Annotated in this window: 24 protein-coding genes; 10 read left to right on the forward strand and 14 right to left on the reverse strand. The window is 68.5% G+C overall.

Translation table 11 applies throughout. The annotated features are described in order from the left end of the window. Window positions 1–44: 44 nt before the first annotated feature. From CNE_RS13145 to CNE_RS13165, 5 genes are read right to left on the reverse strand one after another with little or no spacing between them, the layout of a single operon-like run. The gene (locus CNE_RS13145; protein ID WP_013957596.1) at window positions 45–1,850 is read right to left on the reverse strand and encodes an acyclic terpene utilization AtuA family protein; all 1,806 of its coding nucleotides are present in this window, start codon (window positions 1,848–1,850) and stop codon (window positions 45–47) included. After that, entirely contained in the window at window positions 1,847–3,850 is a 2,004-nt protein-coding gene (locus CNE_RS13150; RefSeq protein ID WP_013957597.1) for an acetyl/propionyl/methylcrotonyl-CoA carboxylase subunit alpha, read from the reverse strand. Before CNE_RS13150 ends, CNE_RS13145 begins: the two co-directional genes overlap by 4 nt. Window positions 3,851–3,891: 41 nt before the next feature. Beyond that, on the reverse strand, window positions 3,892–4,737 hold the full coding sequence (locus CNE_RS13155; protein ID WP_013957598.1) for an enoyl-CoA hydratase/isomerase family protein: 846 nt from the start codon (window positions 4,735–4,737) through the stop codon (window positions 3,892–3,894). A gap of 34 nt (window positions 4,738–4,771) precedes the next feature. After that, the gene (locus tag CNE_RS13160) at window positions 4,772–5,932 is read right to left on the reverse strand and encodes an acyl-CoA dehydrogenase family protein (RefSeq protein ID WP_013957599.1); all 1,161 of its coding nucleotides are present in this window, start codon (window positions 5,930–5,932) and stop codon (window positions 4,772–4,774) included. A gap of 53 nt (window positions 5,933–5,985) precedes the next feature. Next, window positions 5,986–7,605, reverse strand: a complete 1,620-nt coding sequence (locus tag CNE_RS13165; protein ID WP_013957600.1) for an acyl-CoA carboxylase subunit beta — start codon at window positions 7,603–7,605, stop codon at window positions 5,986–5,988. A gap of 160 nt (window positions 7,606–7,765) precedes the next feature. On the opposite strand from CNE_RS13165, the gene CNE_RS13170 reads away from it, so the two are divergent. Further along, window positions 7,766–8,512: an IclR family transcriptional regulator gene (locus tag CNE_RS13170; RefSeq protein ID WP_013957601.1), complete on the forward strand. Its 747-nt coding sequence runs from the start codon at window positions 7,766–7,768 to the stop codon at window positions 8,510–8,512. A 35-nt stretch (window positions 8,513–8,547) separates the two neighbouring features. Here the strand turns inward: CNE_RS13170 and msrA are convergent, their stop codons facing one another. From msrA to CNE_RS13195, 5 genes are all read right to left on the reverse strand, one after another. Continuing rightward, complete coding sequence (gene msrA / locus CNE_RS13175; protein ID WP_013957602.1) at window positions 8,548–9,090, reverse strand: peptide-methionine (S)-S-oxide reductase MsrA; 543 nt, start codon at window positions 9,088–9,090, stop codon at window positions 8,548–8,550. A gap of 78 nt (window positions 9,091–9,168) precedes the next feature. Beyond that, window positions 9,169–10,704: a class I adenylate-forming enzyme family protein gene (locus CNE_RS13180; RefSeq protein ID WP_013957603.1), complete on the reverse strand. Its 1,536-nt coding sequence runs from the start codon at window positions 10,702–10,704 to the stop codon at window positions 9,169–9,171. Next, window positions 10,701–11,954 carry an acyl-CoA dehydrogenase family protein gene (locus CNE_RS13185; protein ID WP_013957604.1) on the reverse strand — a complete coding sequence of 418 codons (1,254 nt, stop codon included), beginning with the start codon at window positions 11,952–11,954 and terminating at the stop codon, window positions 10,701–10,703. The genes CNE_RS13180 and CNE_RS13185 overlap by 4 nt, the downstream gene beginning before the upstream one ends. Before the next feature lie 88 nt (window positions 11,955–12,042). After that, window positions 12,043–12,864, reverse strand: coding sequence for an alpha/beta fold hydrolase (locus tag CNE_RS13190; RefSeq protein ID WP_013957605.1), 822 nt, complete (start codon window positions 12,862–12,864; stop codon window positions 12,043–12,045). Then, on the reverse strand, window positions 12,861–13,931 hold the full coding sequence (locus CNE_RS13195) for a hypothetical protein (protein WP_013957606.1): 1,071 nt from the start codon (window positions 13,929–13,931) through the stop codon (window positions 12,861–12,863). Before CNE_RS13195 ends, CNE_RS13190 begins: the two co-directional genes overlap by 4 nt. A gap of 159 nt (window positions 13,932–14,090) precedes the next feature. On the opposite strand from CNE_RS13195, the gene CNE_RS13200 reads away from it, so the two are divergent. Beyond that, window positions 14,091–14,648 carry a flavin reductase family protein gene (locus CNE_RS13200; RefSeq protein ID WP_013957607.1) on the forward strand — a complete coding sequence of 186 codons (558 nt, stop codon included), beginning with the start codon at window positions 14,091–14,093 and terminating at the stop codon, window positions 14,646–14,648. Between the two features lie 16 nt (window positions 14,649–14,664). After that, on the forward strand, window positions 14,665–15,120 hold the full coding sequence (locus tag CNE_RS13205) for a MarR family winged helix-turn-helix transcriptional regulator (RefSeq protein ID WP_013957608.1): 456 nt from the start codon (window positions 14,665–14,667) through the stop codon (window positions 15,118–15,120). 6 nt (window positions 15,121–15,126) lie between these two features. On the opposite strand, the gene CNE_RS13210 is transcribed toward CNE_RS13205, so the two are convergent. Then, window positions 15,127–15,612, reverse strand: a complete 486-nt coding sequence (locus CNE_RS13210) for an Lrp/AsnC family transcriptional regulator (RefSeq protein WP_013957609.1) — start codon at window positions 15,610–15,612, stop codon at window positions 15,127–15,129. Between the two features lie 158 nt (window positions 15,613–15,770). Here CNE_RS13210 and kynB point away from each other — a divergent pair, with 158 nt between their 5' ends. Genes kynB through kynA form a run of 3 tightly spaced genes read left to right on the forward strand, consistent with a single transcriptional unit; the run spans window position 15,771 to window position 18,614 of the window. Next, entirely contained in the window at window positions 15,771–16,421 is a 651-nt protein-coding gene (gene kynB / locus CNE_RS13215; protein ID WP_013957610.1) for an arylformamidase, read from the forward strand. A 35-nt stretch (window positions 16,422–16,456) separates the two neighbouring features. Then, window positions 16,457–17,713 carry a kynureninase gene (gene kynU / locus CNE_RS13220; RefSeq protein ID WP_013957611.1) on the forward strand — a complete coding sequence of 419 codons (1,257 nt, stop codon included), beginning with the start codon at window positions 16,457–16,459 and terminating at the stop codon, window positions 17,711–17,713. A 13-nt stretch (window positions 17,714–17,726) separates the two neighbouring features. Beyond that, window positions 17,727–18,614, forward strand: coding sequence for a tryptophan 2,3-dioxygenase (kynA, locus tag CNE_RS13225; RefSeq protein WP_013957612.1), 888 nt, complete (start codon window positions 17,727–17,729; stop codon window positions 18,612–18,614). 25 nt (window positions 18,615–18,639) lie between these two features. Here kynA and CNE_RS13230 read toward each other — a convergent pair whose 3' ends face one another. Further along, the gene (locus CNE_RS13230) at window positions 18,640–19,449 is read right to left on the reverse strand and encodes an IclR family transcriptional regulator (protein WP_013957613.1); all 810 of its coding nucleotides are present in this window, start codon (window positions 19,447–19,449) and stop codon (window positions 18,640–18,642) included. A gap of 247 nt (window positions 19,450–19,696) precedes the next feature. On the opposite strand from CNE_RS13230, the gene CNE_RS13235 reads away from it, so the two are divergent. Beyond that, on the forward strand, window positions 19,697–20,890 hold the full coding sequence (locus CNE_RS13235; RefSeq protein WP_013957614.1) for an acyl-CoA dehydrogenase: 1,194 nt from the start codon (window positions 19,697–19,699) through the stop codon (window positions 20,888–20,890). 151 nt (window positions 20,891–21,041) lie between these two features. On the opposite strand, the gene CNE_RS13240 is transcribed toward CNE_RS13235, so the two are convergent. After that, window positions 21,042–21,680, reverse strand: a complete 639-nt coding sequence (locus CNE_RS13240; protein WP_013957615.1) for a peroxiredoxin — start codon at window positions 21,678–21,680, stop codon at window positions 21,042–21,044. Window positions 21,681–21,934: 254 nt separating this feature from the next. On the opposite strand from CNE_RS13240, the gene CNE_RS13245 reads away from it, so the two are divergent. The 3 genes from CNE_RS13245 (at window position 21,935) to CNE_RS13255 (ending at window position 23,323) form a co-directional block, all read left to right on the forward strand. Further along, the gene (locus CNE_RS13245) at window positions 21,935–22,261 is read left to right on the forward strand and encodes a DUF883 family protein (RefSeq protein WP_010813729.1); all 327 of its coding nucleotides are present in this window, start codon (window positions 21,935–21,937) and stop codon (window positions 22,259–22,261) included. Between the two features lie 178 nt (window positions 22,262–22,439). Then, window positions 22,440–22,820 carry a phage holin family protein gene (locus CNE_RS13250; protein ID WP_010813730.1) on the forward strand — a complete coding sequence of 127 codons (381 nt, stop codon included), beginning with the start codon at window positions 22,440–22,442 and terminating at the stop codon, window positions 22,818–22,820. Then, the gene (locus CNE_RS13255; protein WP_013957616.1) at window positions 22,817–23,323 is read left to right on the forward strand and encodes a DUF3318 domain-containing protein; all 507 of its coding nucleotides are present in this window, start codon (window positions 22,817–22,819) and stop codon (window positions 23,321–23,323) included. The genes CNE_RS13250 and CNE_RS13255 overlap by 4 nt, the downstream gene beginning before the upstream one ends. A 21-nt stretch (window positions 23,324–23,344) precedes the next feature. Here the strand turns inward: CNE_RS13255 and CNE_RS13260 are convergent, their stop codons facing one another. Beyond that, entirely contained in the window at window positions 23,345–26,245 is a 2,901-nt protein-coding gene (locus tag CNE_RS13260) for an EAL domain-containing protein (protein ID WP_013957617.1), read from the reverse strand. Window positions 26,246–26,346: the final 101 nt, after the last annotated feature.

Raw genomic sequence — 26,346 nt, forward strand, 5'->3', positions numbered from 1 at the left:
TGGTTGCGCGCGCCAGTGCCGGCGCGCAAGGTCTCTGGCCGGGTCTATGCCCAGCTGCGGGGTACGGAAAGCGGAAAGTCCAGCAGCATCTGCGCGTAGCTCTTGCCCAGCGGGTCCGAGCGCAGGCTCGCCACGCCGCCACCGCCCAACGCGCCGTGCATCAGGAAGTTCAGCGCGTGCAGGCCTGGCACGTCGAAGCGCTCGACCTCGCCCTGCACCAGGTGGGCAAAGTACGCGCGCACGGCTTGCGGAGTGAGCTGCTCGCGCAGCAGTGCCAGGTACTCTGGCTTGCGGGCGATCACGCCGATGTTTTCGTCATCGCCCTTGTCGCCGCTGCGCGCATAGGCAAGCGTGACCAGTGGCCGCTCGACGCGCGGCTCGCGGGGGAGCGCAGGCGATGCCGGCGCGTCGAGCGCGACCGGCGGCTCCTGCGCCGCGCTCTCTGCGGCGTTGGGCAGCAGGATCTCGCCAGCCTCGAACTCCACGCGCATCGGCACGTCCGACTTGGGCACCAGGAAGGAAAACACCTTCACCACCGGCTGGATGTCCACCCGACCCGAGAAGGAAGAGCGCGTGCCCGCCGCCATGGACGTCCCCGCGGAAGAGCATTCGCGCTGCAGGAGGCTCAGCCCCCTGGCGAGCGGATGGCGCGCGCCGATGCGCAGCACCACTTCCCGTGTCGGCAACGCGCGCGCATGCGGGCCATACTGCGATTCGCAGCCGAGCAGCTCGATCACGGTCTCGGTGTAGTCCGGCATCTGGCGTTCAGCCAGCATGGCGCGGGTGCGCGCCAGCAGCGCCTCGGCGGTGCGGCGCGCCTTTGCGGGAGCATCGATGCCGCGGATCGCCATCATCAGGCTGATCTGGTAGCCGTCCTGCCAGGTGGCATTGCCCTTGTAGTGCGTGCCGGGTGCCCGGCCACGCGCGCCATGCACGCGTACGCGCCCGGGCTCGACCAGTTCCGTGCGCACCATGCGGAAGTCGCAGGTCACGTCCGGCATCAGGTAGTTGGCGGGATCACCGACCTCGTACAGCACCTGCTCCGCGACCGCGGCCGGATCGATCAGCCCGCCGGTGTCCGCGGGCTTGCTCAGCACGAAGCTGCCGTCGTGCGCGCAGTCGATCACGGGGTAGCCCATGCGCTCCCAGCCCGGCACGCGCTGCCAGTCGGTAAACAGCCCGCCCGTGGCCTGGGCGCCGCACTCGATCACGTGGCCCGCCAGCGTGCCGGCGGCCAGGCGGTCCCAGTCGGTCCAGTTCCAGCCGAACTCGTGGGCCAGCGCGCCCACCACGACGGCGCTGTCGACGCAGCGCCCGGCAATGACGATATCCGCGCCCAGCGCCAGCGCGCGGGCAATGCCTTGCGCGCCGGTGTAGGCGTTGGCCGACCAGGGCTCGGTGGTTGGCACCGGATTGCCGGCAAGGTCAGCCAGCCCCTCGGCGCACCACTGCGCGAAGCGCGGCTGCACGTCGTCGCCGCTGACCACCGCGATGCGCGGCGACAGCCCCTGCTGCGCCGCCACCTTGAGCAGTGCGTCCCGGCAGCCGTGCGGATTGAGGCCGCCCGCATTGGCAACGACACGGATCCCCCGCCGCAGGATTTCACCGAGGTTCGGTCCCATCGCCGCGTGCACGAAGTCGGTGGCGTAGCCCTGCGCCGGATCCTTGGCACGGGCGCGTGCCAGGATCGACATGGTGGTCTCGGCCAGGTAGTCATAGACCAGATATTGCAGGCCGGGCACCGCCAGCAGTTGTGGCGTGGCGATGGCGGAATCGCCCCAGAACCCGGAAGCGCCACCGATGCGCACAGTCTTGCCGGCGCGCGCTTCGCCTTGCACGGATTCGCTCATGCTTCTTCCTTTGCGGCCACATCGGCCTCCACCCGCGCCAGCAACGAACCGGCACTGGCCTGCCCACCGGCGCGCGCGGGCACCTCCGCCACCACGCCGGCAAACGGCGCCAAAATGGTGTGCTCCATCTTCATGGCCTCCAGCACCACCAGCGCCTGGCCCGCTTCCACGTGGTCGCCCTCGGCCACATTGACCGCGACGATGCGGGCCGTCAGCGGCGCCTGCAGCACGCCGTCGGCGTCGCCCGCATCGCGGCGGCGGCGCGGATCGTGCAGCGGGAACTGCCAGGCGCGGCCGGACTGGAACAGGTGCAGCGCGTGCTTTTCGGCGGCGAACACCAGCGGATAGGCCACGCCGTCGCATTCGACCAGGGCCGTGCCGTTGGCGGCATCGGCACGCAGCACGCGCAGCCTGCATTCCACCGGCGGGTGGTCTTCACCGCGCTGGCGCAGGCTCACGCGCCAGCCGTCGGCGGACACGCGCAGGAACGCTTCCCAGGCCTTGCCGGCCGCATTCAGCACCACGCTGGAAGCCGCACGCGCAAGCGTGGCCGGCTTGCCGCTGCCGCCCAGCAGCCCCGATGCGGCCAGCGCGGCGCTTGCCGTCACATGCACCGGAGGCACCGGGGCCTGCAGCGCCGCCTGCATATGGGTGTCGACAAAGCCCGTATGCACGTCATTGCCGGCGAACGCCGGGTGCGCCAGGCACGCGGCCAGGAACCCCTGGTTGGTGGGCACGCCCAGCAGCGTGCAGTCCTGCACCGATCGCAGCAGCTTGCGGCGCGCCTCTTCGCGGTCGGCGCCATGCGCGACCAGCTTGGCGACCATCGAGTCATAGTGGGTGGGGATGGCACCGCCCTCTTCCAGCGCATGGTCCACACGTACATCGCGACCAGCGGCGGGCGGGCGCCAGCGCAGCAGCGGCCCGCCCTGCGGCAGGAAGCCGGCCGGCACGTCCTCGGCGGTGAGTCGCACTTCGATGGCATGCCCGTTGAGCCGGACCTGGTCCTGCGTGACCGGCAGCGGCTCGCCCGCCGCCACGCGCAGTTGCCATTCGACCAGGTCGAAGCCGGTGATGGCCTCGGTCACGGCGTGTTCGACCTGCAGCCGGGTGTTCATCTCCATGAAGTAGAAGCTGCCCTCGGCATCGAGCAGGAACTCTATGGTGCCGGCGCCGACGTAGCCGATGGCCTTGGCCGCGCGCACGGCGGCCTCGCCCATGCGCGCACGCAGCACCGGGCCGACCGCGGGCGACGGCGCTTCCTCGATGACCTTCTGGTGGCGGCGCTGCACGGAGCAGTCGCGCTCGCCGAGATGGATGACATTGCCGTGGGTATCGGCAAAGACCTGGATCTCCACGTGGCGCGGCGCGATCACGGCGCGCTCCAGGATCAGTTCGTCTGAGCCGAACGCTGCCGCCGCCTCGGAGCGTGCGCTCGACAGCGCCGCGGGCAGCGCCGCCGCGTCGCGCACCAGCCGCATGCCGCGCCCGCCGCCGCCCGCCGCAGCCTTGACCATCAGGGGGAAGCCGATGGACCCGGCCTCGGCCAGCAGCGTGGCGTCATCCTGCGCGGCCCCCTGATAGCCGGGCACGCAGGGCATGTCGGCAGCCAGCATCAGCCGCTTGGCTTCGGCCTTGTTGCCCATGGCGCGGATCGCCGCGGCGGGCGGGCCGACGAAGACCAGGCCGGCGGCGGTGACCGCCTCGGCAAAGGCGGCGTTCTCGGCCAGGAAGCCATAGCCGGGGTGCACGGCATCGGCACCGCTGGCGCGGGCTGCTTCGACGATGGCGGCAATGTTCAGGTACGACTCGCGCGGCGCGGCGGCGCCGATGCACACGGCGCGGTCGGCGCAGGCAAGGTGCGGGCTGTGGCGGTCCGCTTCGGAATACACGGCGACGGTAGCCAGCCCGAGGCGGCGGGCGGTGCGCATGATGCGCACCGCGATCTCGCCGCGATTGGCAACGAGCAGCGTATGGAAGGATCGGCGGGTAGCAGACATGGGAAATCCTGTGAATCTCGTGGAAGATGCGGCTGGCGCGGTCAGCCGGTCGACTGCGCGGCGCGCACCGTGTCGGCATCGAAGCGAACGGTCCAGGCGGCATCGCGCTTGTCGCGGAATGCCGCCACGCCTTCGGCGCCCTCGCGCCGCATGCATTGCGCAAACTGGCGCGAGGCCTCGTCCAGCAGCGGGCCTGGCGGCTCGTGGCCGCAGCGGCCGACCAGTGCCTTGAACACGCGGTTGGCATTCGGGCCGCAACGGCCGATGCGCGTCAGCCACTCGGCTATCAGGGCGTCCAGCTCCGCGCTGTCGGCCGCGAGCTGGTCGACCAGGCCGATGGCTACCGCTGCATCGCCGCTGACGCGCTCGCCGGTCAGGCCCAGGCGGCGCGTGGCGGCAGCGCCCAGCTTTTGCACCACAAAGGGAGCGATCTGCGCGGCGACAATGCCCAGCGTGGTCTCCGACAACGCAAAGCGCGCATCGCGCGTAGCCAGCACGATGTCGGCCGCGCAGGCCAGGCCCATGCCGCCGCCCATGGCCGCGCCCTCAACCGCGGCGATCACCGGCACCGGCAGCACGCTCAGGCGCTCCATGAAGTAGCCGAACTGGCGGTTGCGCGTGGCGACCGGGTCTTCCTGGCTGGCGTCGGCATCGAGCCGGGACTGGAAGCTGCCCACGTTGCCGCCTGCGCTGAAGCTGCCGCCGGAGCCGCGCAGCACCAGCGCGCGGACTTCCGGGTCGGCTTCGGCCTGCGCCACGGCGGCGGCCAGCGCGGCCACCACTTCGGGCGCCAATGCGTTGCGGGTGGCAGGAATGTTGAGGGTGGCAAACAGTACGCCGCCGGCGCGGCGCACGATCACGGCATCGTTGCATGAGCTGTCAGGCATGGCGATCCTGGCTGGTGGTTGGTTCAGGAACGCGTCAGCCGCGCGACATCAGGCCCATCTGCTTGGCAATGACCTGGAGCATGACCTCGTCCGCCCCGCCGCCGATCGAGCCCAGCCGGAAATCGCGATAGGCGCGCGACGCATGGTTGTCCCACGTGTAGCCCATGCCGCCCTGGAACTGCATGCACCAGTCGGCCACCTCGCGCGACAGGCGCCCGGCCTTGAGCTTTGCCATTGAGGCCAGTTCAATGACCTCGCCCCCATTGATATAGGTCTGCGTGGCCATGTAGACCAGCGCGCGCAGCGCCTCCATCTCGGTCTTGAGCTCGGCCAGCTTGAACTGGATGAACTGGTTGTCCAGCAGCGGCTTGCCGAAGGCGATGCGCTGGCGCAGATAGTCGGCGGTTTCCTCGATCAGCGCGTTGCAGGCCAGCCGGCGCGCCGCGCCGTTCAGCCGCTCTTCCTGGAACTGCTTCATCTGGTAGATGAAGCCCATGCCCTCGTCGCCGATGCGGTTGCGCACCGGGACGCGCACTTCGTCGAAGAAGATCTGCGCGGTGTCGGAGCACCACATGCCGAACTTCCTGATCTTCTGCACTTCCACGCCGCGCACGCGCTTGCCGTCTTCCCTGAGCGGCACCACGATCAGCGACTTGTTCTTGTGGACCGGGCCGTCAGAGGTATTGCACAGCAGGCAGATCCAGTCGGCCTGGGTGCCGTTGGTGATCCACATCTTGGAGCCGGAGATGACATAGTCGTCGCCATCGCGCACCGCACGGGTCTTGAGCGAGGCCACGTCGGAACCGGCGCCGGCTTCGGACACGCCGATGGAGCACACCATGTCGCCGGCGATGGCAGGGGCCAGGTAGTTGCGCTTGAGCTCGTCCGAGCCGAACGCGGTCAGCGCCGGCGTCGCCATGTCGGTCTGCACCCCCACGCCCATGCCCACGCCCTGTGCGTGGGCATAGCCCAGCGCCTCGGCGGCGGCAATGGCATAGGAGAAGTCGAGCCCCATGCCGCCGTATTCGACCGGCTTGGTGATGCCGAGGAAGCCGAGGTCGCCCATCTTCTTGAACAGTGCATGCGCCGGGAAAATCTCGGCGGCTTCCCACTCATCGACGAAGGGATCAATCTCCGCCGAGACGAAGCGGCGGATGCTGTCCATGATGTTGCGGTGGTCTTCCGTGTAAAGCATGGTGGTCTCCTGGTGTCTTGTTGGTTCGGGACGTGTCGAGATGGCGGCGGCGCTCAAAAGCGCCCGACACCAAACTGGATCGCATGCGGCTTGCGCAGGCTGGCCTCGCGCGCGGTGGCCAGCACGAAGGCCAGCACGGCGCGCGTGTCGCGCGGGTCGATGACGCCGTCGTCCAGCAGCAGCCCGCTGGTGACGAAGGCGCTGGCCTGGCGCTCGAAGTTGGCAACGATATCGGCGGTCTGGCTGGCAAGCTGCGCCTCATCTACCGGCACGCCCTTGCGCGCGGCCTGCTGGCGCGCCACGATCTCAAGCGTCATGGCGGCCTGCTCGCCGCCCATCACGGCGGTGCGCGCGTTCGGCCACGAGAAGCAGAAGCGCGGCCGGAAGCCCCGTCCGCACATGCCGAAGTTGCCCGCCCCGAACGAGGCCCCGCAGTACAGTGTGATCTGCGGCACCGTCGAGTTCGACAGCGCCTGGATCATCTTGGCGCCATGCTTGATCATGCCGGCCTCTTCCGAGGCACGGCCGACGATAAAGCCGGTGGTGTTCTGCAGGAACACGATCGGCGTGTCCGACTGATTGCATAGCTGGATGAACTGCGCGGCCTTGGTGGCGCCGGCCGGGTCGATAGGACCGTTGTTGGTGATGAAGCCGACCGTATTGCCTTCGATGCGGGCGTGGCCGCACACCGTGCCGGGACCATAGTCGGGCTTGAACGGCAGCCAGGCGGAGTCGTCGACAATGCGCGCGATCACTTCGCGCATGTCCACCGGGCGCTTCATGTCGAGCGTCATCACGCCGTCCAGCTCCGACGGATCGAGCCGCGGAGGGCGGGCGAGCTGCGCGGGCTCCGTCGCCACGGTCGGCCAGTCCAGGCTGGCGACGATGTCGCGTGCGGTGGCAATAGCGTGCTCGTCGTCCTCGGCCAGGTATTCGGCCAGGCCGCTGACCGTGGCATGCAGGTCGGCGCCGCCCAGCTCCTCATCCGTGGCGATTTCGCCGGTGGCGGCCTTCAGCAGCGGCGGCCCCGCCAGGAAGGCGCGCGCGCGATTGCGCACCATCACCACGTAGTCGGACAGCCCCGGCATGTAGGCGCCGCCCGCCGTGGACGAGCCATGCACGACCGTGATCACCGGCAGCCCGGCCGCGGACAGGCGAGCCAGGTTGTAAAACAGCGCGCCGCCGCGGACGAACTTGTCCACGCGGTACTTGCGCAGGTTGGCGCCGGCCGATTCCACCAGGTGAATGAATGGCAGCCGGTTTTCCAGCGCGATCTCCTGGCAGCGCATCAGCTTCATGTTGCCGGCCTCGGTCATGGCACCGGCGTCGATGCCGGAATCCGTGGCCAGCACCATGCAGCGCACGCCGCAGACGAAACCGATGCCGGCCACCAGCGAACCGCCGGGGATGGAGGTCTCGGGGTCGGGATCGTCCATGCCGAAGCCGGCCAGCGTGGCCATCGGCAAGAACGGCGCGCCTGCGTCCAGCAGGCGGCCGATGCGCTCGCGCGGCAGCAGCGCCCCGCGTCTGGCAAAGGTGGGCCGGGCGCGCTCCGAGGCGGCCACGGCACGCTGTTCGAGGCCATGGAGGCGGTCGATCAGGGCCTGCATGCCGGCGCGCTGGCTGGCAAAGGCGTCGGAAGATGAGTCGATGCGTGAGTCGATGGGAATCATGGCGGCTTGCGTGAGGTTCCGTGATGCATGGATTGCAAACCAACACGCTGCCCGGGACAACCGCAATCGCTCAGGTTGTGCATAATGTGCACAAGCCAGAAACCCGGGACGCAGGGCGCGGCATCCGCCACCCCCAAAGCGCCCCCCGACGCACCTTCCCATGCCCACCAAGACCCCCTCGCCCGGCGGCGTGCAGAGCCTGTCCCGAGCCTTCGCCCTGCTCCGGCTGCTCGCCGAGCATCACGAGGCGGGACTGACCCTGCCCGAGCTCGCCGCGATAGCGGAGATCGACCGTACCACCGCGCACCGGATGGCGCGCTTTCTGGAATCCGCGGGGTATGTCGAGCGCGAGTCGGGGGGCAAGCGTTATCACCTGGGCACTGCCGCCATGGCGCTGGGCCTGCGCGCGATGAACTGGCCGCCGCCCAACAGCGCGCTGGTGAGCAAGATGAAGGCGCTGGCCCGGCTCACGGGCGACGCGGTGTTCCTGACCGTGCGCATCGGCGACCATGGGCACTGCCTGCATACCGAGGAAGGCAGCCACCGGATCAAGACCTTCCACTTGCTGACCGGCACTTCCCGCCTGCTGGGCCAGGGCACCGGCAGCATGGCGTTGCTGGCGAAGATGGACAACGAGGCGGTGCGTGCGCATTACGAGCGGCACCGCGCCGAGTACGCAGCCGGGGGCCTGAGCCTGCTCAGGCTGTTGCGCGGTGTAGAGCGCGCCCGCAAGCTGGGCTATGCGCTTGCCGGCGCGGAGGGGGTGGCAGGCGTGGGCATTGCACTGCCCCTGGAAATGGGCGCCGAGGCGGCCATCAGCATCATGTCTACCGCGTCGCGGATGCCGGCGGCGCGGCGGCATGAGATGGGAGCGATTGTCGGCGCGATGTTTGCGCAGGGAAATTAGGGCCGGTTTCTGGCGCCGACCCAGGCGCCCAGTCCCTACTTCCTCAACTTCCCCTCAAACTGCTTTCGAAACTTGGCCAGTTTCGGCGAGATCACCAAGGCACAGTACCCCTGGCTCGGATTGTCCTGATAGTAGTTCTGGTGACTTGCCTCGGCGCGCCAGTACGGCTGCTCCGGCTCGACCTGCGTAACGATCGGCGCATCAAAAACCTTGGCCGCGGCCAACTCCCGCATCACGTATTCCGCCGTGGCCCGCTGCGCCTCCGAATTCGTAAAGATCGCCGACCGGTACTGCGGCCCCACATCGTTACCCTGCCGGTCCGGCGTGGTCGGGTCGTGGATGGCGAAGAAGATCTCCAGGATCTGCCGAAAATTGATCACCGACGGATTGAAGGTGACACGCACCACCTCGACGTGCCCGGTATCCCCCTCGCAGACCTGCTGGTAAGTCGGGTGATCCACATGCCCGCCGGTATAACCGGACTCCACCGCCACCACGCCATCGACCTGCTGGAAAACCGCTTCCAGGCACCAGAAGCACCCGCCGCCCAGCGTGGCCGTTTCAAGTCCATGTTCCATTTGCGCCGCCCCCTTGCGTTGTCGTCTGTGGTGTCACGGCCTCAAGCATAAGCGCAGATTGGCGCCCTTGCAGCAGATTCAGCCAGGCTGGCGCTGCGCCTCCAGCATCGCGCGCAGTTGCGGCTTGAGCACCTTGCCCAGCGCGCTGCGCGGCAGGTCGTCCAGCAGCACCACCTCGCGCGGCAGCTTGAAGCGGGCAATGCGCGTAGCCAGCAGTTCGCGCAGCGGCTCCGCCCCCAGCGCGTCGCGCGGCGCGCCCGGCGCGGGCACGATCACCGCCACCGGCACCTCGCCCCAGCGCGCGTCGGCCACGCCGACGACCGCGCACTCCTGCACCCCGGGCAGGCCGACCAGCACGTTCTCGATCTCGGCGGGATAGATGTTCTCGCCGCCCGAGATGATCATGTCCTTGCTGCGGCCGACGACTTCGATGCAGCCGCCGGCATCGCGGTGCGCGAGGTCGCCGGAATGGAACCAGCCGTCGGCCAGGCCGTTATCAGGCTGGTTCCAGTAGCCCGCCATCACGTTGGCGCCGCGCACCCAGAGTTCACCGACTGCGCCCTGCGCCACCTCGGCACCGTCCGGGCCGGCCAGCCGGACTTGCGCCTCCGGCTGCGGCCAGCCGGCATAGCCAGGCCGGGCCAGCGCATCCTGCAGCTTCAGCACCACCGACACCGGACCGGTCTCGGTCGCGCCATAGACCTGCCCCAGCGGCACACCGCGCGCATGAAAGGCCTCGATATACGACAGCGGGATGGTCGACGAACCTGCCATCACGCCGCGCAGCGCCGACAGGTCGGCCCCGGGCCAGCCGGGATGCTCCAGCACCGCGCGCAACGTGGCCGGCACCATCAGCGACAGGCTCGGCCGCGCCTGCGCGACCGCGCCAAGCCAGGCATCCGGCGCAAAGCGGTCGTGCAGCGTGACTTGCGCCCCGGCCAGCAGCGCCGGCAGCGTCTGGATGCACAGCCCGCCGACGTGGAACATCGGCAGCACCGACAGCACGTGATCGTCCGCGGTCATGCCATGCGCCCACCAGCTGGCGCGCGCATTGGCCAGCAGCCCGGCCTGCGTATGCACCGCGCCCTTGGGCTTGCCGGTGGTGCCGGAGGTGTAGGCGAGCAGCAGCGGCGCCTCGTCCGGCACCGGCGGGTGGGGCACGCCGAACGGCGCGGGATGGTCGACCAGCCGGTCGAGATGCGCGACCTGGCAGCCGCCGCCAGCCTCCTGCGCCAGCCCTGCATGGCGCTCGTCATGGAACAGCGCGGCCAGCTGCGTGTGGGCGGCGATGGTACGCAGCTCCGCCGGCGCCAGCCGGTAGTTCAGCGGCACGAACATCGCCCCGACACGCGCGCAGGCGAACAGCAGCACCAGCTGCAGTTCGTGGTTCAGGCACAGCGTGCCGACGCGCTCGCCCGCGCGGATGCCCCACGTCGCTGCCAGGTGGGCGCTGGCACGCTCGACGCGCCGCCACAGCTTGCCGTAGGTGAAGGTGCGGCCCAGGTAGTGCAACGCCGGCCGCCCCGGCGCCGCGGCGGCATGGCCATGCAGCATGGCCGGCAGCGCGCCCAGCCCGGCGGCGCCCGCACGCATGGCGCGACGGGCGGCGCTCATTCGTCGCGCTCGCCGGATTCGTACAGGGTCTCGCGCCCCATGCGGTCCAGGATCAGCTCGGCGGTCCAGGGCAGCATCAGCGCGCCGCAGCGCGAGTCGCGGTAGAGCCGCTCCAGCGGCAGGTCCTTGAGCATCGACTGCCCGCCGCAGGTGCGGATCGCCAGCCGGGCGATGTCGTTGGCGCCTTCCATCACGGTGTAGTGCGCGGCGTACAGGCGCAGGCGCTCGTCCTTGGTCGGATTGGGCTTCGCCTCATGGATCACGCGCCAGAAGAGCGATCGCATGGTTTCCAGCTGGATGCGCATCTGCGCCACCGCGATCTGCTTGGTCGGGTACATGCGGCGCTTGACCGGCGGCTGGCCCGGCACCTCGCCGCGCAGGTACTGCACGGTAAAGTCGTAGGCGGCCTGGGCCACGCCCAGGTAGGTCGGCGACAGCGTGAAGAACATCGCCGGCCAGGTCTGCGCCGCGCGGTAGTAGACGCCGCGCGGCATCAGCTGCTCGTGGTCGGGCACGAACACGTCCTTGAGCAGCAGCGTGCGCGACACCGTGCCGCGCATGCCCATCGGGTCCCACTCGCCGGTCACGGTCAGCCCTTCCGCCTTGCCGGGCACGGCAATGTAGAGCGTGTCGCGCATGTCGGGATGCTGGTCGCCGCGGTCCTCGGTGCACAGGATGCCGTAGTAGTCGGCCGCGCCCGACAGCGAGGCGAAGATCTTGCGCCCGTTCAGTACCCAGCCGCCATCGACCTTGCGCGCGGTGGTGCCGAACGGCGCCTTGCCCGCGGCGGCGGCGGAGCCTTCGGAGAACGGCTGCGCATAGACGGCGCCGTCGCGCACCACGCGTGCGAAATGCAGCTCGCGCCGGGCTTCGTGCTCGGCGCGCTGGTCAGGTGTCATCTCGATGCCGTCGGACAGCACGCCGGTCCACATGGTCGAGCAGATATGCATGTTGTACGTCAGCGCCGTGGCCCCGCAGAAGCGGCCGATCTCGGCGCCCACCATGCAGTAGGTGGCAAAGTCCGCGCCCTCGCCGCCGAACGCCCGCGGCACGCACAGCGCCAGCAGGCCGGCCTCGCGCAGGTCGGCATAGTTGGCGAAGGGGAAGCTGGCCTCGCGGTCCCAGGTGGCTGCGCGCGCGGCAAAGCGTTCGCGGCCCAGGCGGTTGGCCAGCGCCAGCAGGCGCGCTTGTTGCGGGGTAAAGTCCGCCGTACCGATGGCGGGAATGAAGTCGAGCTGTCCGGATGGCATGTCGCGGTCTCCTGTTTTCCTGCTCGCACCGGATGCGGTCGCGGCGCGGCGGTGGTTCTTGTGTTGCGTTGCCGGAAAGCGGCGTGGTTCAGTGCACGGGGAAGCGCCGGTGCAGGAAATCCAGCACCGCCTCGTTGAACAGCGCGGGGCGCTCCATGCAGGCCAGGTGGCCGACATCCGGCAGGCAGCGGTACTCGGCGCCCGGAATGCGCTGGGCCATGCGCTCCATCACCTCGGGCGCGGCATTGGTGTCGTGCTGCCCGGCCAGCGCCAGCACCGGCACCGCGATGCGCGGCAGCGCGTCGCGCTGGTTGAAGCGCACCAGCGCGCCCAGCGCCGCGCGGTAGGTGGGCGCCGGCACCGCCGCCATCACCGCCGTGGCAAAGGCCACGGCTTGTGGCTCGGCATCGGGCGCGACCATGGTGCGCACCAGCCCGGCGGCCATCTCGGCCATGGTCCTGCCGGCGTCCAGCGGCGCGGTGCGCGCGGCGACGAAGTCGCGCTGCCAGGGCCCGTCACCCTTGCCAAAGGCGGGCGAGGTGCCGGACAGCACCATGCCGTCGATCAGCGCGGGCGCGGCCGCGCAGGCCTGCTGCGCCACCATGCCGCCCATGCTGTGGCCCAGCAGCACCACGCGCCGGCCGGCGTCGCGCTCGGCCTGCAGCAGCGGCGCCAGCGCTTGCGCCAGCCCGTCGAAGTCATAGGGATCGATCAGGGCGCTGTCGCCGTAGCCGGGCATGTCCCAGGCCACGGCACGGTAGCCGGCCTGCGCCAGCGCCTCGCCCTGCGCGGGCCAGGCGGCCTTGCCGCCGCCGATGCCGTGCAGCATCACCACCGCCACCGGGCCATCGCCCCAGGCCAGCGTGGCGATGCCGTTGGCGTGGCGTTGCATCGTCGCGCTCGCGCTCATGCCGCCACCTCCACCAGCGTGCCTGCTTCCACCTCATTGCGGCCATCCAGCGATACCGTGCAGTTGCGCAGCGGCAGGTCGAAATGGCCCAGCGTATGCCGCCCGGCCACCTCGTTGGCGCCGGTCGAGAACAGGAAGTTGCCGGCAAACGCGCGCAGCTCGGTGCCGTTGCAGTCGCGCTTGTCGTAGAAGGTCATCGCGTCCCAGCGCGCCAGCCGGTTCAGGCCCCAGCCCACGTGCGAGACCGCGTACGCATCGCGCGTGCCCTCGCGGTCGGCCCAGGCCTGGTAGTAGCCGCGCATCATGTCGGCATCCACGCCCTGCCCCTCGACGCCGGCGATGTAGTCGTCCTCGATATGGCAGACCACGGTATCGCGCAGGTAGGTCTTGAAGGTCAGGTTGACGTCGCCCGGCGCCAGCACCAGCGTGCCGTTGACCTGGCGGCTGGCCGGGAACGCCAGGCAAAGCCCGCCGGGCCAGTGCGAGACCTGGCCGGGCTTGCTGCAGAAGCCCCAGACCCCGCCCACGCGGGCGTCGGCCAGGCCGATGCGCAACTCGGTGCCGGCCGGCGAATGCACGCGCATCTCGCGCGCGCCGCGCAGGCGCTTCATGGCGGCGCGCACGGTGCCTTCCAGCGCCGGGTCGGGCTGGCAGCGCTCCAGGATCTCGGGGTGTTCGTTGCTGACCATCAGCATGCGCGGCACGATGCCGTCGGCGCCGCGCAGGATCAGCGACAGTTCCGGCGCGTGCAGCAGGCCTTCCACCGTGCAGTCCAGCACCAGGTGGCAGCGCGACAAGGCCGCCACCACCGGAGCGAGGCTCTGCAAGGCATCGCTGGCGCCGGTGGAGCGCACCGGCGCGGGCGCACTAAGTGCCGGTGTCGGCACCTGGATGCGCACCGGGGTGGCGCCCAGCGACTGCACGGCCAGTTCGGCCAAGGCCACGTTGACAGGGCGGGATTGCGACTCCGTTACAATTCCAACGACTTCCGCACCCTGCAGGGCACAGAGTTCCAGCGTGCGCCGGAACGCCGCCAGCCAGCGGTGTTCGATCTGCTCGATGAGCATGACGTTAGTCTCCTGCTTGTTGTATCGGCGGCAGTGCCCGCCTTGTTGTGTGCGCCAGCCCAGCGCCGCGGCCGCAAATAAGCGCACGGCCGGGCTTGAACTTGCTGCCCCTGGCGCAAATAATATATATGAAATTTCATGAACTCCAGCGGAGCCCCCATGGGCATGCCTGAGGCCCAGCCACAGATCGCCAGCGCCGCCGCACCAGATTTCGATGCGCAGCACTTCCGCCGCACCCTGTCGCAGTTCGCGACCGGGGTGACGGTGATCACTACGCGCGCCAGCGCCGAGTCTGTCGCCGCCGGCGCGCCGCCGTTCATCGGCATCACCGCCAGTTCGTTCAATTCGGTGTCGCTGGATCCGCCGCTGGTGCTGTGGAGCATGGCCACGCGCGCCAACAGCCTGCCGATGTTTCGCGACGGCACGCACTACATCATCAACGTGCTGTCGGCCTCGCAGCTGGAGCTGTGCCAGCGCTTTGCCACCCTCAAGGGCGACCGATTCGCCGGCGTCGACTACCGGCTCTCGGCCACCGGCCTGCCGATCCTGTCCAATGCGCTGGCCTGGTTCGAATGCCACAACCGCAGCCGCTACGACGAGGGCGACCACATCATCTTCGTGGGCGAAGTCGAGCGCTGCGGCGTGCTCGATGGCAGCGACGGCCCGCTGGTATTCCAGGGTGGCCAGTTCACCACCACCGCCCCCCTCGACCTCTGAACGGCACCGGCTCATCATGGCGGACGTGCCCGCGCAATCCCCCCTGCCCTTTGTCGATGGCTACCTGGCCTACCTGCTGGCCCGCGCCAGCCACCTGATCTCGGGCGAATTCCACCGCGAAGTGGAAGCCAGCGGCCTGTCCGTGCAGGAATGGCGCGTGTTGGCCACGCTGGCAGACCGCCCCGACTGCACCATCGGCACGCTCGCCGAAATCACGCTGACCAAGCAGCCGACGCTGACCAAGCTGGTCGACCGCATGGCCGCCGACGGGCTGGTGACGCGCCGCGCCGGCCAGACCGACCGCCGCCAGGCGCTGATCTCGATCACCCCGCGCGGCCTCGCGCAGGCCCAGCCGCTGCTGGCGCGCGCCGCCCAGCACGAGCGCGCAGTGCTGGACGACTTTGGCCCGCGCCAGGGCGCGCTGCTCAAGGAAACCCTGCGGCAGCTGATTGCGCTGCATACGCAACGTTAGGCTAGGCTAGGCCCCCTCCGCGCCCGCCTTCAGGATCGCCAGCGGCGAACTGTCCACCTTGATCCGCTGCAGCACGATATTCGAGCGGATATCCATCACGCCCTTGGTGCGGTACAGCCGGTTCACGATGAAGTCCGAGTAGTGCTTCAGGTTGCGCGCCTGCACCCGCAGGATGTAATTGCTGTCGCCGGTGATGATGTACGCCGACAGCACTTCCGGCCACGACTGCACCGCGGCGATAAAGGTGTCGTGCCAGCCTTCCACGTCATGGCGCATCGACACTTGCACGATCGCCTCAAGCTCCAGCCCGAGCTGCTCGGCGTCGAACCAGGCGCGGTAGCCGCCGATCACCCCTGACTCTTCCAGCAGGCGCACCCGCCGCAGGCATGCCGAAGGCGACAGCGCCACGCGGTCAGCCAGGTCCTGGTTGCTGATGCGGCCGTTCTCCTGCAGGCAGGTCAGGATGCGCAGATCGGTGGGATCGAGGTTCATTCGAATTTCCTTCGACAAATCATCAATTCTTCGCATTTTATGCGAAAGAAGACCGCATCGACGGTCCATTTAGCAAGCCTCTTGTCGCCAATTTTGACTATGATTTCCGACATCGAGGCAGACAACGACGGCGCCTTGCAAAGGCGCCGCGCACCCTTATGACCGCCCCCAATCAAGACCCACGCCGGCTGTGGGACATCAGCCCGCCGCTCTCCCCCGCCACCCCGGTCTGGCCCGGCGACACGCCGTTCCAGCAGCAGCCGGCCTGGCAGATGGACGAGCACTGCCCGGTGAATGTCGGCCGCATCACGCTGTCGCCGCACACCGGCGCGCACGCCGACGCACCGCTGCACTACGCCGCAGACGGCGCGCCGATCGGCGCCGTGCCGCTCACGCCCTACCTCGGCACCTGCCGCGTGATCCATTGCATCGGCGCCTCGCCAGTGGTGGAGCCGCGCCATATCGAACACGCGCTGGCCGGCCTGCCGCCGCGCGTGCTGCTGCGTACCTACCGGCGGGCGCCGCTGGCGCAGTGGGACCCGCACTTCTGCGCGGTCGCGGCCGAGACCATCGCGCTGCTGGCCGCGCACGGCGTGCAACTGGTGGGCATCGACACACCGTCGCTGGACCCGCAGGAATCCAAGACCATGGACGCGCACAACGCCGTGCGCCGGCACGGGCTGGCTATCCTGGAAGGCATCGTGCTGGACGAGGTCGATGCCGGCGACTACGAACTGATCGCGCTGCCGCTGCGCTTTGCCGGGCTCGATGCCAGCCCGGTGCGCGCGGTGCTGCGCAGCCTCGACTGAACCACTCCCGAACAACCCCTGGCCAATCCCACGACATGACGACATTTGACCGCGAGCACTGTATTCGGCTCGATGAGCGAGACCCGCTGCGCCCGCTGCGCGACCAGTTCGCGCTGCCCGAGGGCGTGATTTACCTCGACGGCAACTCACTGGGCGCCCGCCCGCGCGCCGCCGCCGCGCGCGCCGCCCAGGTGGTGGCCGAAGAATGGGGCGAGGGCCTGATCCGCAGCTGGAACACCGCCGGCTGGTTCGAGCTGCCGCAGCGGCTGGGTAACAAGCTGGCCCCGCTGGTCGGCGCGGGCCAGGATGAAGTGGTGGTGACCGACACCACCTCGATCAACCTGTTCAAGGTGCTGGCCGCGGCGCTGCGCGTGCAGCAGACGCGCGACCCGGCGCGCAAGGTGATCGTGTCGGAGGCCAGCAACTTCCCCACCGACCTGTACATCGCGCAGGGCCTGGCCGACCTGCTGCAGCAGGGCTATTCGCTGCGCCTGGTCAATTCGCCGGCCGAGATCGACGCCGCCGTGGGCGCCGATACCGCCGTGCTGATGCTCACCCACGTCAACTACAAGACCGGCGAGATGCTGGACATGGCCGCGCTGACCGATCTGGCCCATGCCCGCGGCGCGCTCACGGTGTGGGACCTGTGCCACTCCGCCGGCGCCGTGCCGGTCAACCTGAAGGCGGCCGGGGCCGACTACGCCATCGGCTGCACCTACAAATACCTGAACGGCGGCCCGGGCTCGCCCGCCTTCGTCTGGGTCGCGCCGGCGCTGCGCGATGCCTTCTGGCAGCCACTGTCGGGCTGGTGGGGCCATGCCGCGCCGTTCGCGATGGAGCCGCAGTACCGCCCGGTCGACGGCGTGCGCCGCTTCCTGTGCGGCACGCAGCCGGTGACTTCGCTGGCGATGGTGGAATGCGGCCTGGACATCTTCGCCCAGACCACGATGCAGGTGCTGCGCGCCAAGTCACTGCTGCTGACCGACTTGTTCATTGAACTGGTGGAAGCCCGTTGCGGCCACCACCCGCTGACGCTGGTCACGCCGCGCGAGCACGCGCGCCGCGGCAGCCAGGTCAGCCTGGAGCACCCGGACGGCTATGCGCTGGTGCAGGCCCTGATCGAGCGCGGCGTGATCGGCGACTACCGCGAGCCGCGCATCGCCCGCTTTGGCTTCACGCCGCTGTACACCAGCTTCACCGAGGTGTGGGATGCTGTGGAAATCCTGCGCGATGTGCTGGACAGCGGCGCCTATCGCGACGCGCGGTTCCAGACGCGCGGCCAGGTGACCTGATCGGGAGCGCATCATGAGTGAATTCAAGGGATGCCCTTTTTCCGGCGCGGCCGGCACCGCAGGCCAGGCTGCGCCGCAAGGTGACAACTGGCACGGCGCGCAGATGGATTTCGCCAAGGACATGAGCTATGGCGACTATCTCGGCCTGGACCAGATCCTGAACGCGCAGCACCCGCTGTCGCCGGACCACAACGAGATGTTGTTTATCGTGCAGCACCAGACCACCGAGCTGTGGATGAAGCTGATGCTGCACGAGCTGCGCGCCGCGCGCGAATCGGTCAAGACCGACAGCCTGCCGCCGGCGTTCAAGATGCTGACGCGGGTGTCGCGCATCATGGACCAGCTGGTGCAGGCGTGGAACGTGCTGGCGACGATGACGCCGCCGGAATACTCGGCGATGCGGCCCTACCTGGGCATGTCGTCAGGCTTCCAGTCGTATCAGTACCGCGAGATCGAGTTCATCCTCGGCAACAAGAACGCTGCCATGCTGAAGCCGCACGCGCACCGGCCGGAGCATTTGGCGCTGGTGGAAACGGCGCTGAAGACGCCGTCGCTGTATGACGAGGCGATCCGGTTGATGGCCAGGCGTGGTTTTGCGATCGATGCGGACTGCGTCGAACGGGACTGGACGCAGCCCACCGCGTATAACGCGTCGGTCGAGGCCGCCTGGCTGGAGGTCTATCGCAATCCCGGTGCGCACTGGGAACTGTATGAACTGGGCGAGAAGTTTGTCGACCTGGAAGATGCGTTCCGGCAATGGCGCTTCCGGCATGTGACCACGGTTGAGCGGGTGATTGGCTTCAAGCGTGGTACCGGCGGCACGGAAGGCGTCAGCTATCTGCGCAAGATGCTGGATGTAGTGTTGTTTCCGGAATTGTGGAAGTTGCGCACGGACCTGTAACACCTGCGCACGTCGGACCTGGCCGTCAGCCCGCCGGGTCCGACAGCCTTGCCGCCAGCGCCCGCAACGCCGGCGCCAGCGTCTGGTGGAACACCGCCTCATCCACCGCCCCATAGGAAGCACTGCAGCTCAGCATGTGCAACTCCTTCTCCCCCACCGGCCGGAACGCCACCGCACAGGCATGGATGGCCGGATGCCAGTCGCGGAACGACGCCGCATAGCCGCGCTGCTGCGCCTCGGCCAAGGCCGCGCGCGTGGCCGTCTCCTGCTGCTTCCACTGCTCCGGGAACGCCTGGCTGAACTCAGCCATGACCCGCTCGCGCCGCGCCGCCGGCAGCGCGGCCAGGTACGCGCGCCCCATCGAACTCGACACCAGCGACAGCCGCGAGCCCACGCCCAGCCCCAGCATCACGCCCGCATCGTTGCGGATCGATTCCAGGTAGATCACTTCCATGCGCTCGCGCTTGCCCAGCGAGACCGAGACCCCGTATGACTGGGCGAACGCCAGCATATGCGGCCGCGCCAGCGACACCACGTCTGACGCTGACAGGTAGGCATAGCCCAGCGCCAGCACGCCGGCATCCAGCGCGTACTTGCCCAGGCTCTCGTCATAGCGCAGGTAACCCAACTGCACCAGCGTGCCGGCCAGCCGGCTCACCGTGGCCTTGGGGAAGCCGGTGCGGCGCACGAAGTCCTGGTTGCCGAGCATTGCCTCACCGGTGCGGAAGCACCGCATCAGTTCCAGCCCGCGCGCCAGGGCGGTGACGAAGTTCGGATCGCTGTCGCGCACCGGCGCGGGCGGCGTGGCATCGGGAGAAAGTGACGGACTGGTCAAGGGCGGCTCCTCTCAGGTCGGCGGTTGTCCGCTCATCGCACAAAGGCATGGGTGTCGGGGGTTTTGCCTGTTGCACGGCAAACCCATTGCGATATACTAATTCAACGGAACACAGTTCCGCAATGCGGAACCACAAAAACCCTCCGCGAAGATCACCAAACCCGTCATGATTCCCGGAAGCGCCGGTGCGGCAAGCGACCATTCGCCCGCCCCCGATGCTTCCCCCGCGCTACCGAAGGAGACCTGCATGGCTGCCAACGCCGAATTCCACTGGGCCGACCCCCTGCTGCTGGACCAGCAACTGACCGCCGAAGAACGCATGGTGCGCGACGCCGCCGCGGCGTACAGCCAGGACAAGCTGATGCCGCGCGTGCTTCAGTCCTTCCGAAACGAGAAGACCGACATCGAGATCTTCCGCGAGATGGGCGAACTGGGCCTGCTCGGCCCCACCATCCCCGAGCAATACGGCGGCCCCGGCCTGAACTACGTCAGCTACGGCCTGATCGCGCGTGAAGTCGAGCGCGTCGATTCCGGCTACCGCTCGATGATGAGCGTGCAGTCGTCGCTGGTGATGGTTCCGATCCATGAATTCGGCACCGAAGCGCAGAAGCAGAAGTACCTGCCCAAGCTGGCCACCGGCGAATGGATCGGCTGCTTCGGCCTGACCGAGCCGAACCACGGCTCCGACCCGGGCTCGATGGTCACCCGCGCCAAGAAGGTCGACGGCGGCTATGAGCTGACCGGCGCCAAGATGTGGATCACCAACTCGCCGATCGCCGACGTGTTCGTGGTCTGGGCCAAGCTGCAGGGCGATAACGGCAAGGACGAGATTCGCGGCTTTATCCTGGAAAAGGGCTGGAAGGGCCTGTCGGCGCCGGCCATCCACGGCAAGGTCGGCCTGCGCACCTCGATCACCGGCGAAATCGTGCTGGATCAGGTGTTCGTGCCGGAAGAGAACATCATGCCGGGCGTGAGCGGCCTGAAGGGCCCGTTCACCTGCCTGAACTCGGCCCGCTACGGCATCGCCTGGGGCGCGCTGGGCGCCGCCGAGTTCTGCTGGCACACCGCCCGCCAGTACACGCTGGACCGCAAGCAGTTCGGCCGCCCGCTGGCCGCCACGCAGCTGGTGCAGAAGAAGCTGGCCGACATGCAGACCGAGATCACGCTGGGCCTGCAAGGCTGCCTGCGCCTGGGCCGCATGAAGGACGAAGGCACCGCCGCGGTGGAAATCACCTCGATCATGAAGCGCAACTCGTGCGGCAAGTCGCTGGACATCGCCCGCGTGGCGCGCGACATGCTGGGCGGCAACGGCATCTCGGATGAGTTCGGCGTGATCCGCCACGTGGTGAACCTGGAGGTGGTCAACACCTATGAAGGCACCCACGACATCCACGCGCTGATCCTGGGCCGCGCCCAGACCGGCCTGCAGGCCTTCTTCTGATCGCCATCCGCGACTTGCGCACAGGCTCTCCGCAATAAAAAGGCCCGGCTGCAAAGCCGGGCCAAGCACACTACCAAGGAGACGACGAGGCTGCCCCCGTCGATAAAACACCTGTCCTGAACGCCGGCCCCGCCTTCACGCGGGGCCGCGTTCATTTGTTGGGTTGGGGCGTCAGCCGCAGGTACGGCCGTACCGCCTGGTAGCCCTTGGGGAATTTCTCGCGGATCACCGCCTCGTCCTTCAGCGAGGGCACGATCACCACGTCATCACCGTCCTGCCAGTTGCCCGGCGTGGCCACGCTGTGGTTGTCGGTCAGCTGCAGCGAGTCGATCACGCGCAGGATCTCGTTGAAATTGCGCCCGGTGCTGGCCGGATACGTGATGATCAGGCGCACCTTCTTCTTCGGGTCGATGATGAACAGCGAGCGCACCGTCAGGGTCTCGTTCGCGTTCGGGTGGATCATGTCGTAGAGTTGCGACACCTTGCGGTCGCCATCGGCCAGGATCGGGAAGTTGACCGTGGTCGACTGGGTCTCGTTGATGTCGCGGATCCAGCCATGGTGCGACTCCACGCCGTCCACCGACAGCGCGATCGCCTTGACGCCGCGGCGCGCGAACTCATCCTTCAGCTTCGCGGTCAGGCCCAGTTCCGTGGTGCACACCGGGGTGTAGTCGGCCGGGTGCGAGAACAGCACGCCCCAGCTGTCGCCAAGCCACGCATGGAAGCGGATGCGGCCTTCGCTCGAATCCTGCTCGAAGTCCGGGGCGATATCGCCAAGACGCAATGCCATGTTCTGTTCTCCTGATTTCGGGGTGGAACCAGAGTATCCGGATTGATATCCAACCCAAACGAATATAAAGTCACTACAAAATCACTCGAAGTCATATAAACATTTTCTGACAGTCATCACGCGTGCTTTCCGGCATGCTTGCGATACTAGGCACTGGCGTCGCGCTTGCTGGCGTGTAGCCTTGAAACCACGGCCGCCCGCCACATATGCTAAGTATCAGACCGACAAATGCCGTTAGCCTCGGAGCTTAGAAAATGTCAGAATCCGCACAAACCGAACCAACCGCCCGCAAACAGGAGAAACTGATGAGCGATGTCAAGACCGTTCTGTCCGACGCCGAGGAACTGCTGAAGCAAGCCGCCTCGACCACCGGGGAAAAGGCCGCCGAACTGCGCGAGCGTGGCATGGGCCTGCTCAAGCAAGCCAAGGAAAAGGCCCAGGACCTGCAAGACGCCGTCGTGACCAAGAGCAAGGCCGCTGCACGCGCCACCGACGACTACGTGCATGACCACCCGTGGCGCGCCGTGGGCGTGGCCGCCGGCGTAGGCCTGCTGATCGGTCTGCTGCTGAACCGCAAGTAAGCGATTCCAACCCGGCGCGGCATGCTGATGCCGCGCCTGAGCGGCAACCCGGTCATCGGGTTGCCAGTGGCCGGGGCGCAAGCATGTTGGCGACACACCATGACGCCACACCCGGCCCCGCCTGCTGGAAAGGCGCGTACGGCCACGCCGTCGCGCCGCTCTTTCACGCCGGAGCCGCATGAGCGAATCCCCCCCTTCCCCCAAGTTCCTCGAATCCGTGCGCAACCTGGCCGGCTCGCTGGTGGCAATGATCCAGACCCGCCTCGAACTCGCCAGCGTGGAGCTTGCCGAGGAACGCACGCGCCTGATGAAGGTCGCGCTGCTGGCCTGCTTCGGCCTGGTGTTCTTTGGCATCGGGCTGGTCACCCTGACCGGGCTGATCGCCATCCTGTTCTGGGACACCTACCGCTGGCAGGCGCTGGGCGCACTGACGGTCCTTTACCTGGTGCTGTGCGCGATTTGCCTGGCGTACGCACGCAACCTGGTGCGCAACGCCCCGCCGATGCTGGAGGCCACGCTCGCCGAAATCGACAAAGACCGGGAGATCCTGCGCCGATGAGCCCCCTGGAACCCGACGACAGCGCAGCCGGACACAACCGCCGCGATCACCCGCGGCGGGCCCGGTTCACGCAAGAGGTACGCCTGCCACTGGCGGTGCGCAAGGAATTGCTGCTGACCCGCGCCGCGCTGGAACGCTACGACTGCCTGCAGGCCCTGCACGAGGTGCGGGGTGGCGCGCACCGCCTTGGCACTATCGGCCACTGGCTGCCGCGCATCGCCCGTCCGGGGTCGTGGATGAAAGTGGTCGGCATGACCAAGGACTACCCGCTGCTGAGCACCGTATTGACGCTGGCGCTGCCGCTGGTCAAGCGCACGCCGGTGCTGCGCTGGACCTGGAAGCTGTCCAAGGTCGGCCTGGCAGCCGGCGCCGCCTACTGGGTGTACAACACCTGGCGCGAGGCCAGGCACCAGGCCGTGCCGCCCGCAACCGCGCCAACACCCGCGCCGGCCGGTACCCCGCCCGGCGCCGATACCGGCTTCCGCGATCCGCTCGTTCCCTGACCCGCGGCCGGGCCTGGCCGCTCAGCCCGCCAGCGCCAGCGCCGGCCGGTCGCCGGCCTCGGCATCCGCCGGGGCAAACGGCACCGGCGCCGCAATGTGATAGCCCTGCACCAGGTCCACGCCCAGCTCGCGCAGCCGTTCGAGCATGGCCTCGCTCTCAACGAATTCCGCAATGGTCTGCTTGCCCATGGCGTGGCCGATGCGCTGGATCACCTCCACCATCACCAGGTTGACCGGGTCGGCCAGCATGTCGCGCACGAAGCTGCCGTCGATCTTCAGGTAGGCCGCCGGCAGGTGCTTGAGGTAGGTGAACGACGACATGCCCGCGCCGAAGTCATCCAGCGCAAACTTGCAGCCCAGCTGCTGCAGCTGCAGGATGAACGCGCCGGCCTGCGCCAGGTTGGAGATCGCCGCGGTTTCCGTGATCTCGAAGCAGATGCCGTCCAGCGCGATGCCGAAGCGCTGCGCCTGCTCGCGCACGAAATCGGGAAACTGGATGTCCGCCAGCGACGAGCCTGACAGGTTGATCGCGCAGGTGGCAATCTCCGCCTGCCGCCCCGCCAGGGTGGCAAACGCAGTCTCGACCACCCAGCGGTCAATCATCGGCATCAGGTTGTAGCGCTCGCAGGCCGGCACGAAGGCCATCGGCGGCACTAGCCGGCCACGTTCATCGACCATGCGCAGCAGCAGTTCCACATGGCGGCCCGTCTGCGGCAACGCGCCATCGTGCGCCGGCACGATCTCCTGCGAGTACAGGCAGAAGCGGCCGGCCCCCAGCGCCGCATGCACGCGGCTGACCCACTCCATCTCCCCGTGGCGCGCCTGCACCACGCTGTCCAGCGGATGGTAGACCTGCACGCGGTTGCGCCCGCCCTCCTTGGCCACGTAGCAGGCCGCGTCGGCCGCGCTCAGCGCCTCGGCGACGTTGACGGTCTGTCGGTCCAGCGTGACCAGGCCGATGCTGACGCCCAGCGTGAAGGTGCGCTGGCGATGCGCAAAGCGGAAACATGCAATGGCGTGGCGCAAGGCCTCGGCCACGCGTTCGCCATCGCCGGTGCCGCAATGCTCCAGCAGCACGCCGAACTCGTCGCCGCCCAGCCGCGCCAGCGTGTCGCTGCGGCACAGCTGGCTGCGCATGACCTCCGCCATCTGCCGGATCAGCTCGTCGCCGGCGGCATGCCCGCAGGTGTCGTTGACCACCTTGAACTGGTCCAGGTCCAGGTACATCAGCGTATGGGTGGTGCCCTGTTCGCGTGACCGCGTGATCGCCGCGCCCAGCCGGCGCTCGAACTCGGCGCGGTTGACCAGGCCGGTCAGCGCATCGTGGCTGGCCTCGTACGCCAGGCGCGCCGCATGGGCGCGTTCCTGGCTGATATCGTGCAGCACCACCACCACGCCGATGGCCTGCGCGGCACGGTCGCGGATCAGCGCCACCGATGGCTTGACCGCCAGCGCCTGTCCGGGCAGCCCGGACACATCGCGCCGCACCAGCTGCGCCGACCGGCTGCGCCAGCGCTGGCGCAGCGCCAGCGTGACAATATCGGGCAGCGGCGCCAGGCTGTCCTCGTCGCGCAGCACGCAGACGTTGCTCAGCGGCAGGCCGCGGGCGTCGGCTTCGCGCCAGCCGGTCAGGGCCTCGGCCGCGGGGTTGAGCGATTCCACGCGCCCCCACACATCGGCCGTCACCACCGCGTCGCCGATGGCCTGCAGCGTGACCTGGGCGCGCTCCTTCTCGGCAAAGAGCTGGGTCTCGTAGCGCTTGTGGTCGGAAATATTCGTGAGCGACCCCGCCATGCGCGCGCGCCGGCGCCCCGCCCCGCGCACCAGCCGGCCGCGGGCGCGCACCCACAGGTAATCGCCGGCGCGGTTGCGCAGGCGGAATTCGGCGTCGTAGGGCTCGCCGCTGCGCAGATGGTGGGCCAGCTTGGCCTCGAAGGCGGCCAAGTCGGAAGGATGCAGCAGGCCCAGCACGGTTTCGCGCGCATGCGGCAGCTCGTCGTCGTGGTAACCGAGCATCTGCGCGCAGCGCGGCGAGAAGTACAGCTCGCCACGGCCAAGATGCCAGTCCCATAACCCGTCGTTGCTGCCCTCCACCGCCAGCTGCAACTGCTCTTCGCGCTGCGCCAGCGCCTCGCGCAGCCGGCGCTCGCGCCGCAGCGGCGCCACCGACAGCAGGATCGCCGACATCAGCAGCGCCGCCGCCATCACCGCGCTGCCGGTGGTCAGCAGCCGCGTCACGCGGCGCGAGGCCTGGCCCAGATGGCCCGAAAAGGCCTGCTCCAGCGGCGTCAGCCTGGCGTCGATCTGCGCTATGTTGCGCAGCACCGGCGCCACGCAATCGTCCCTGCAGCCGGGCTGGCGGATCAGCCGGCGCAGGGTCAGTGCCTGTTCGTGCAGGGCAGCGATCTCGATGTCGCCCGCGGCCCACACGCGGATCGCGGCATCGACCTCCTGGATATGGCGGAAATTCCGGTAGAGCCGCACCATCCGCGGAATGTCTTCGGGATGGTTGCCGCCGGCAAGGAGCCCTTCATGGATGCGCCCCAGGTCAGGCTCGTCGCGGTCGAGCTCCAGGCGCGCGTGGTGGTCGCCCAGCGGGATCGCGATCGACTCCAGATATGCCTCGAAATCCGCCGGATCGCGATCCTCGCCGTAGCGCAGCAGGTGCAGCACGGCGTTCTTCTGGCCCTTGGACCACTGGCTCTCGCCCGCGACAAAGGCGCGTGCAGCCGACAACAGGTCCAGGCTGGCGATGCTGAACAACGCCAGCGCAACGACCACCGGTACGAACGGCCAGATGATGCGCAGCACGTGCCCGCTGGCCGGCAAGGAAACGCCTGCTTGCCGCATAGGGTCTTGTTGGTGGGCCGTGTCTCGCGGCCGTCCTGATGGACCGCGGTCAACACGCCGCGGCTGACCCATTGTGCTGCGCAGGCAGATCCAAGTCTCTACCTCGAACTAGTTAAAGCACCCCCCACTGTCGGGGCATGCCAGACGCAAAAAGGGCCTGTGACTTGCGCCAC

This window comes from Cupriavidus necator N-1, assembly GCF_000219215.1.
GTDB classification, from domain to species: domain Bacteria; phylum Pseudomonadota; class Gammaproteobacteria; order Burkholderiales; family Burkholderiaceae; genus Cupriavidus; species Cupriavidus necator.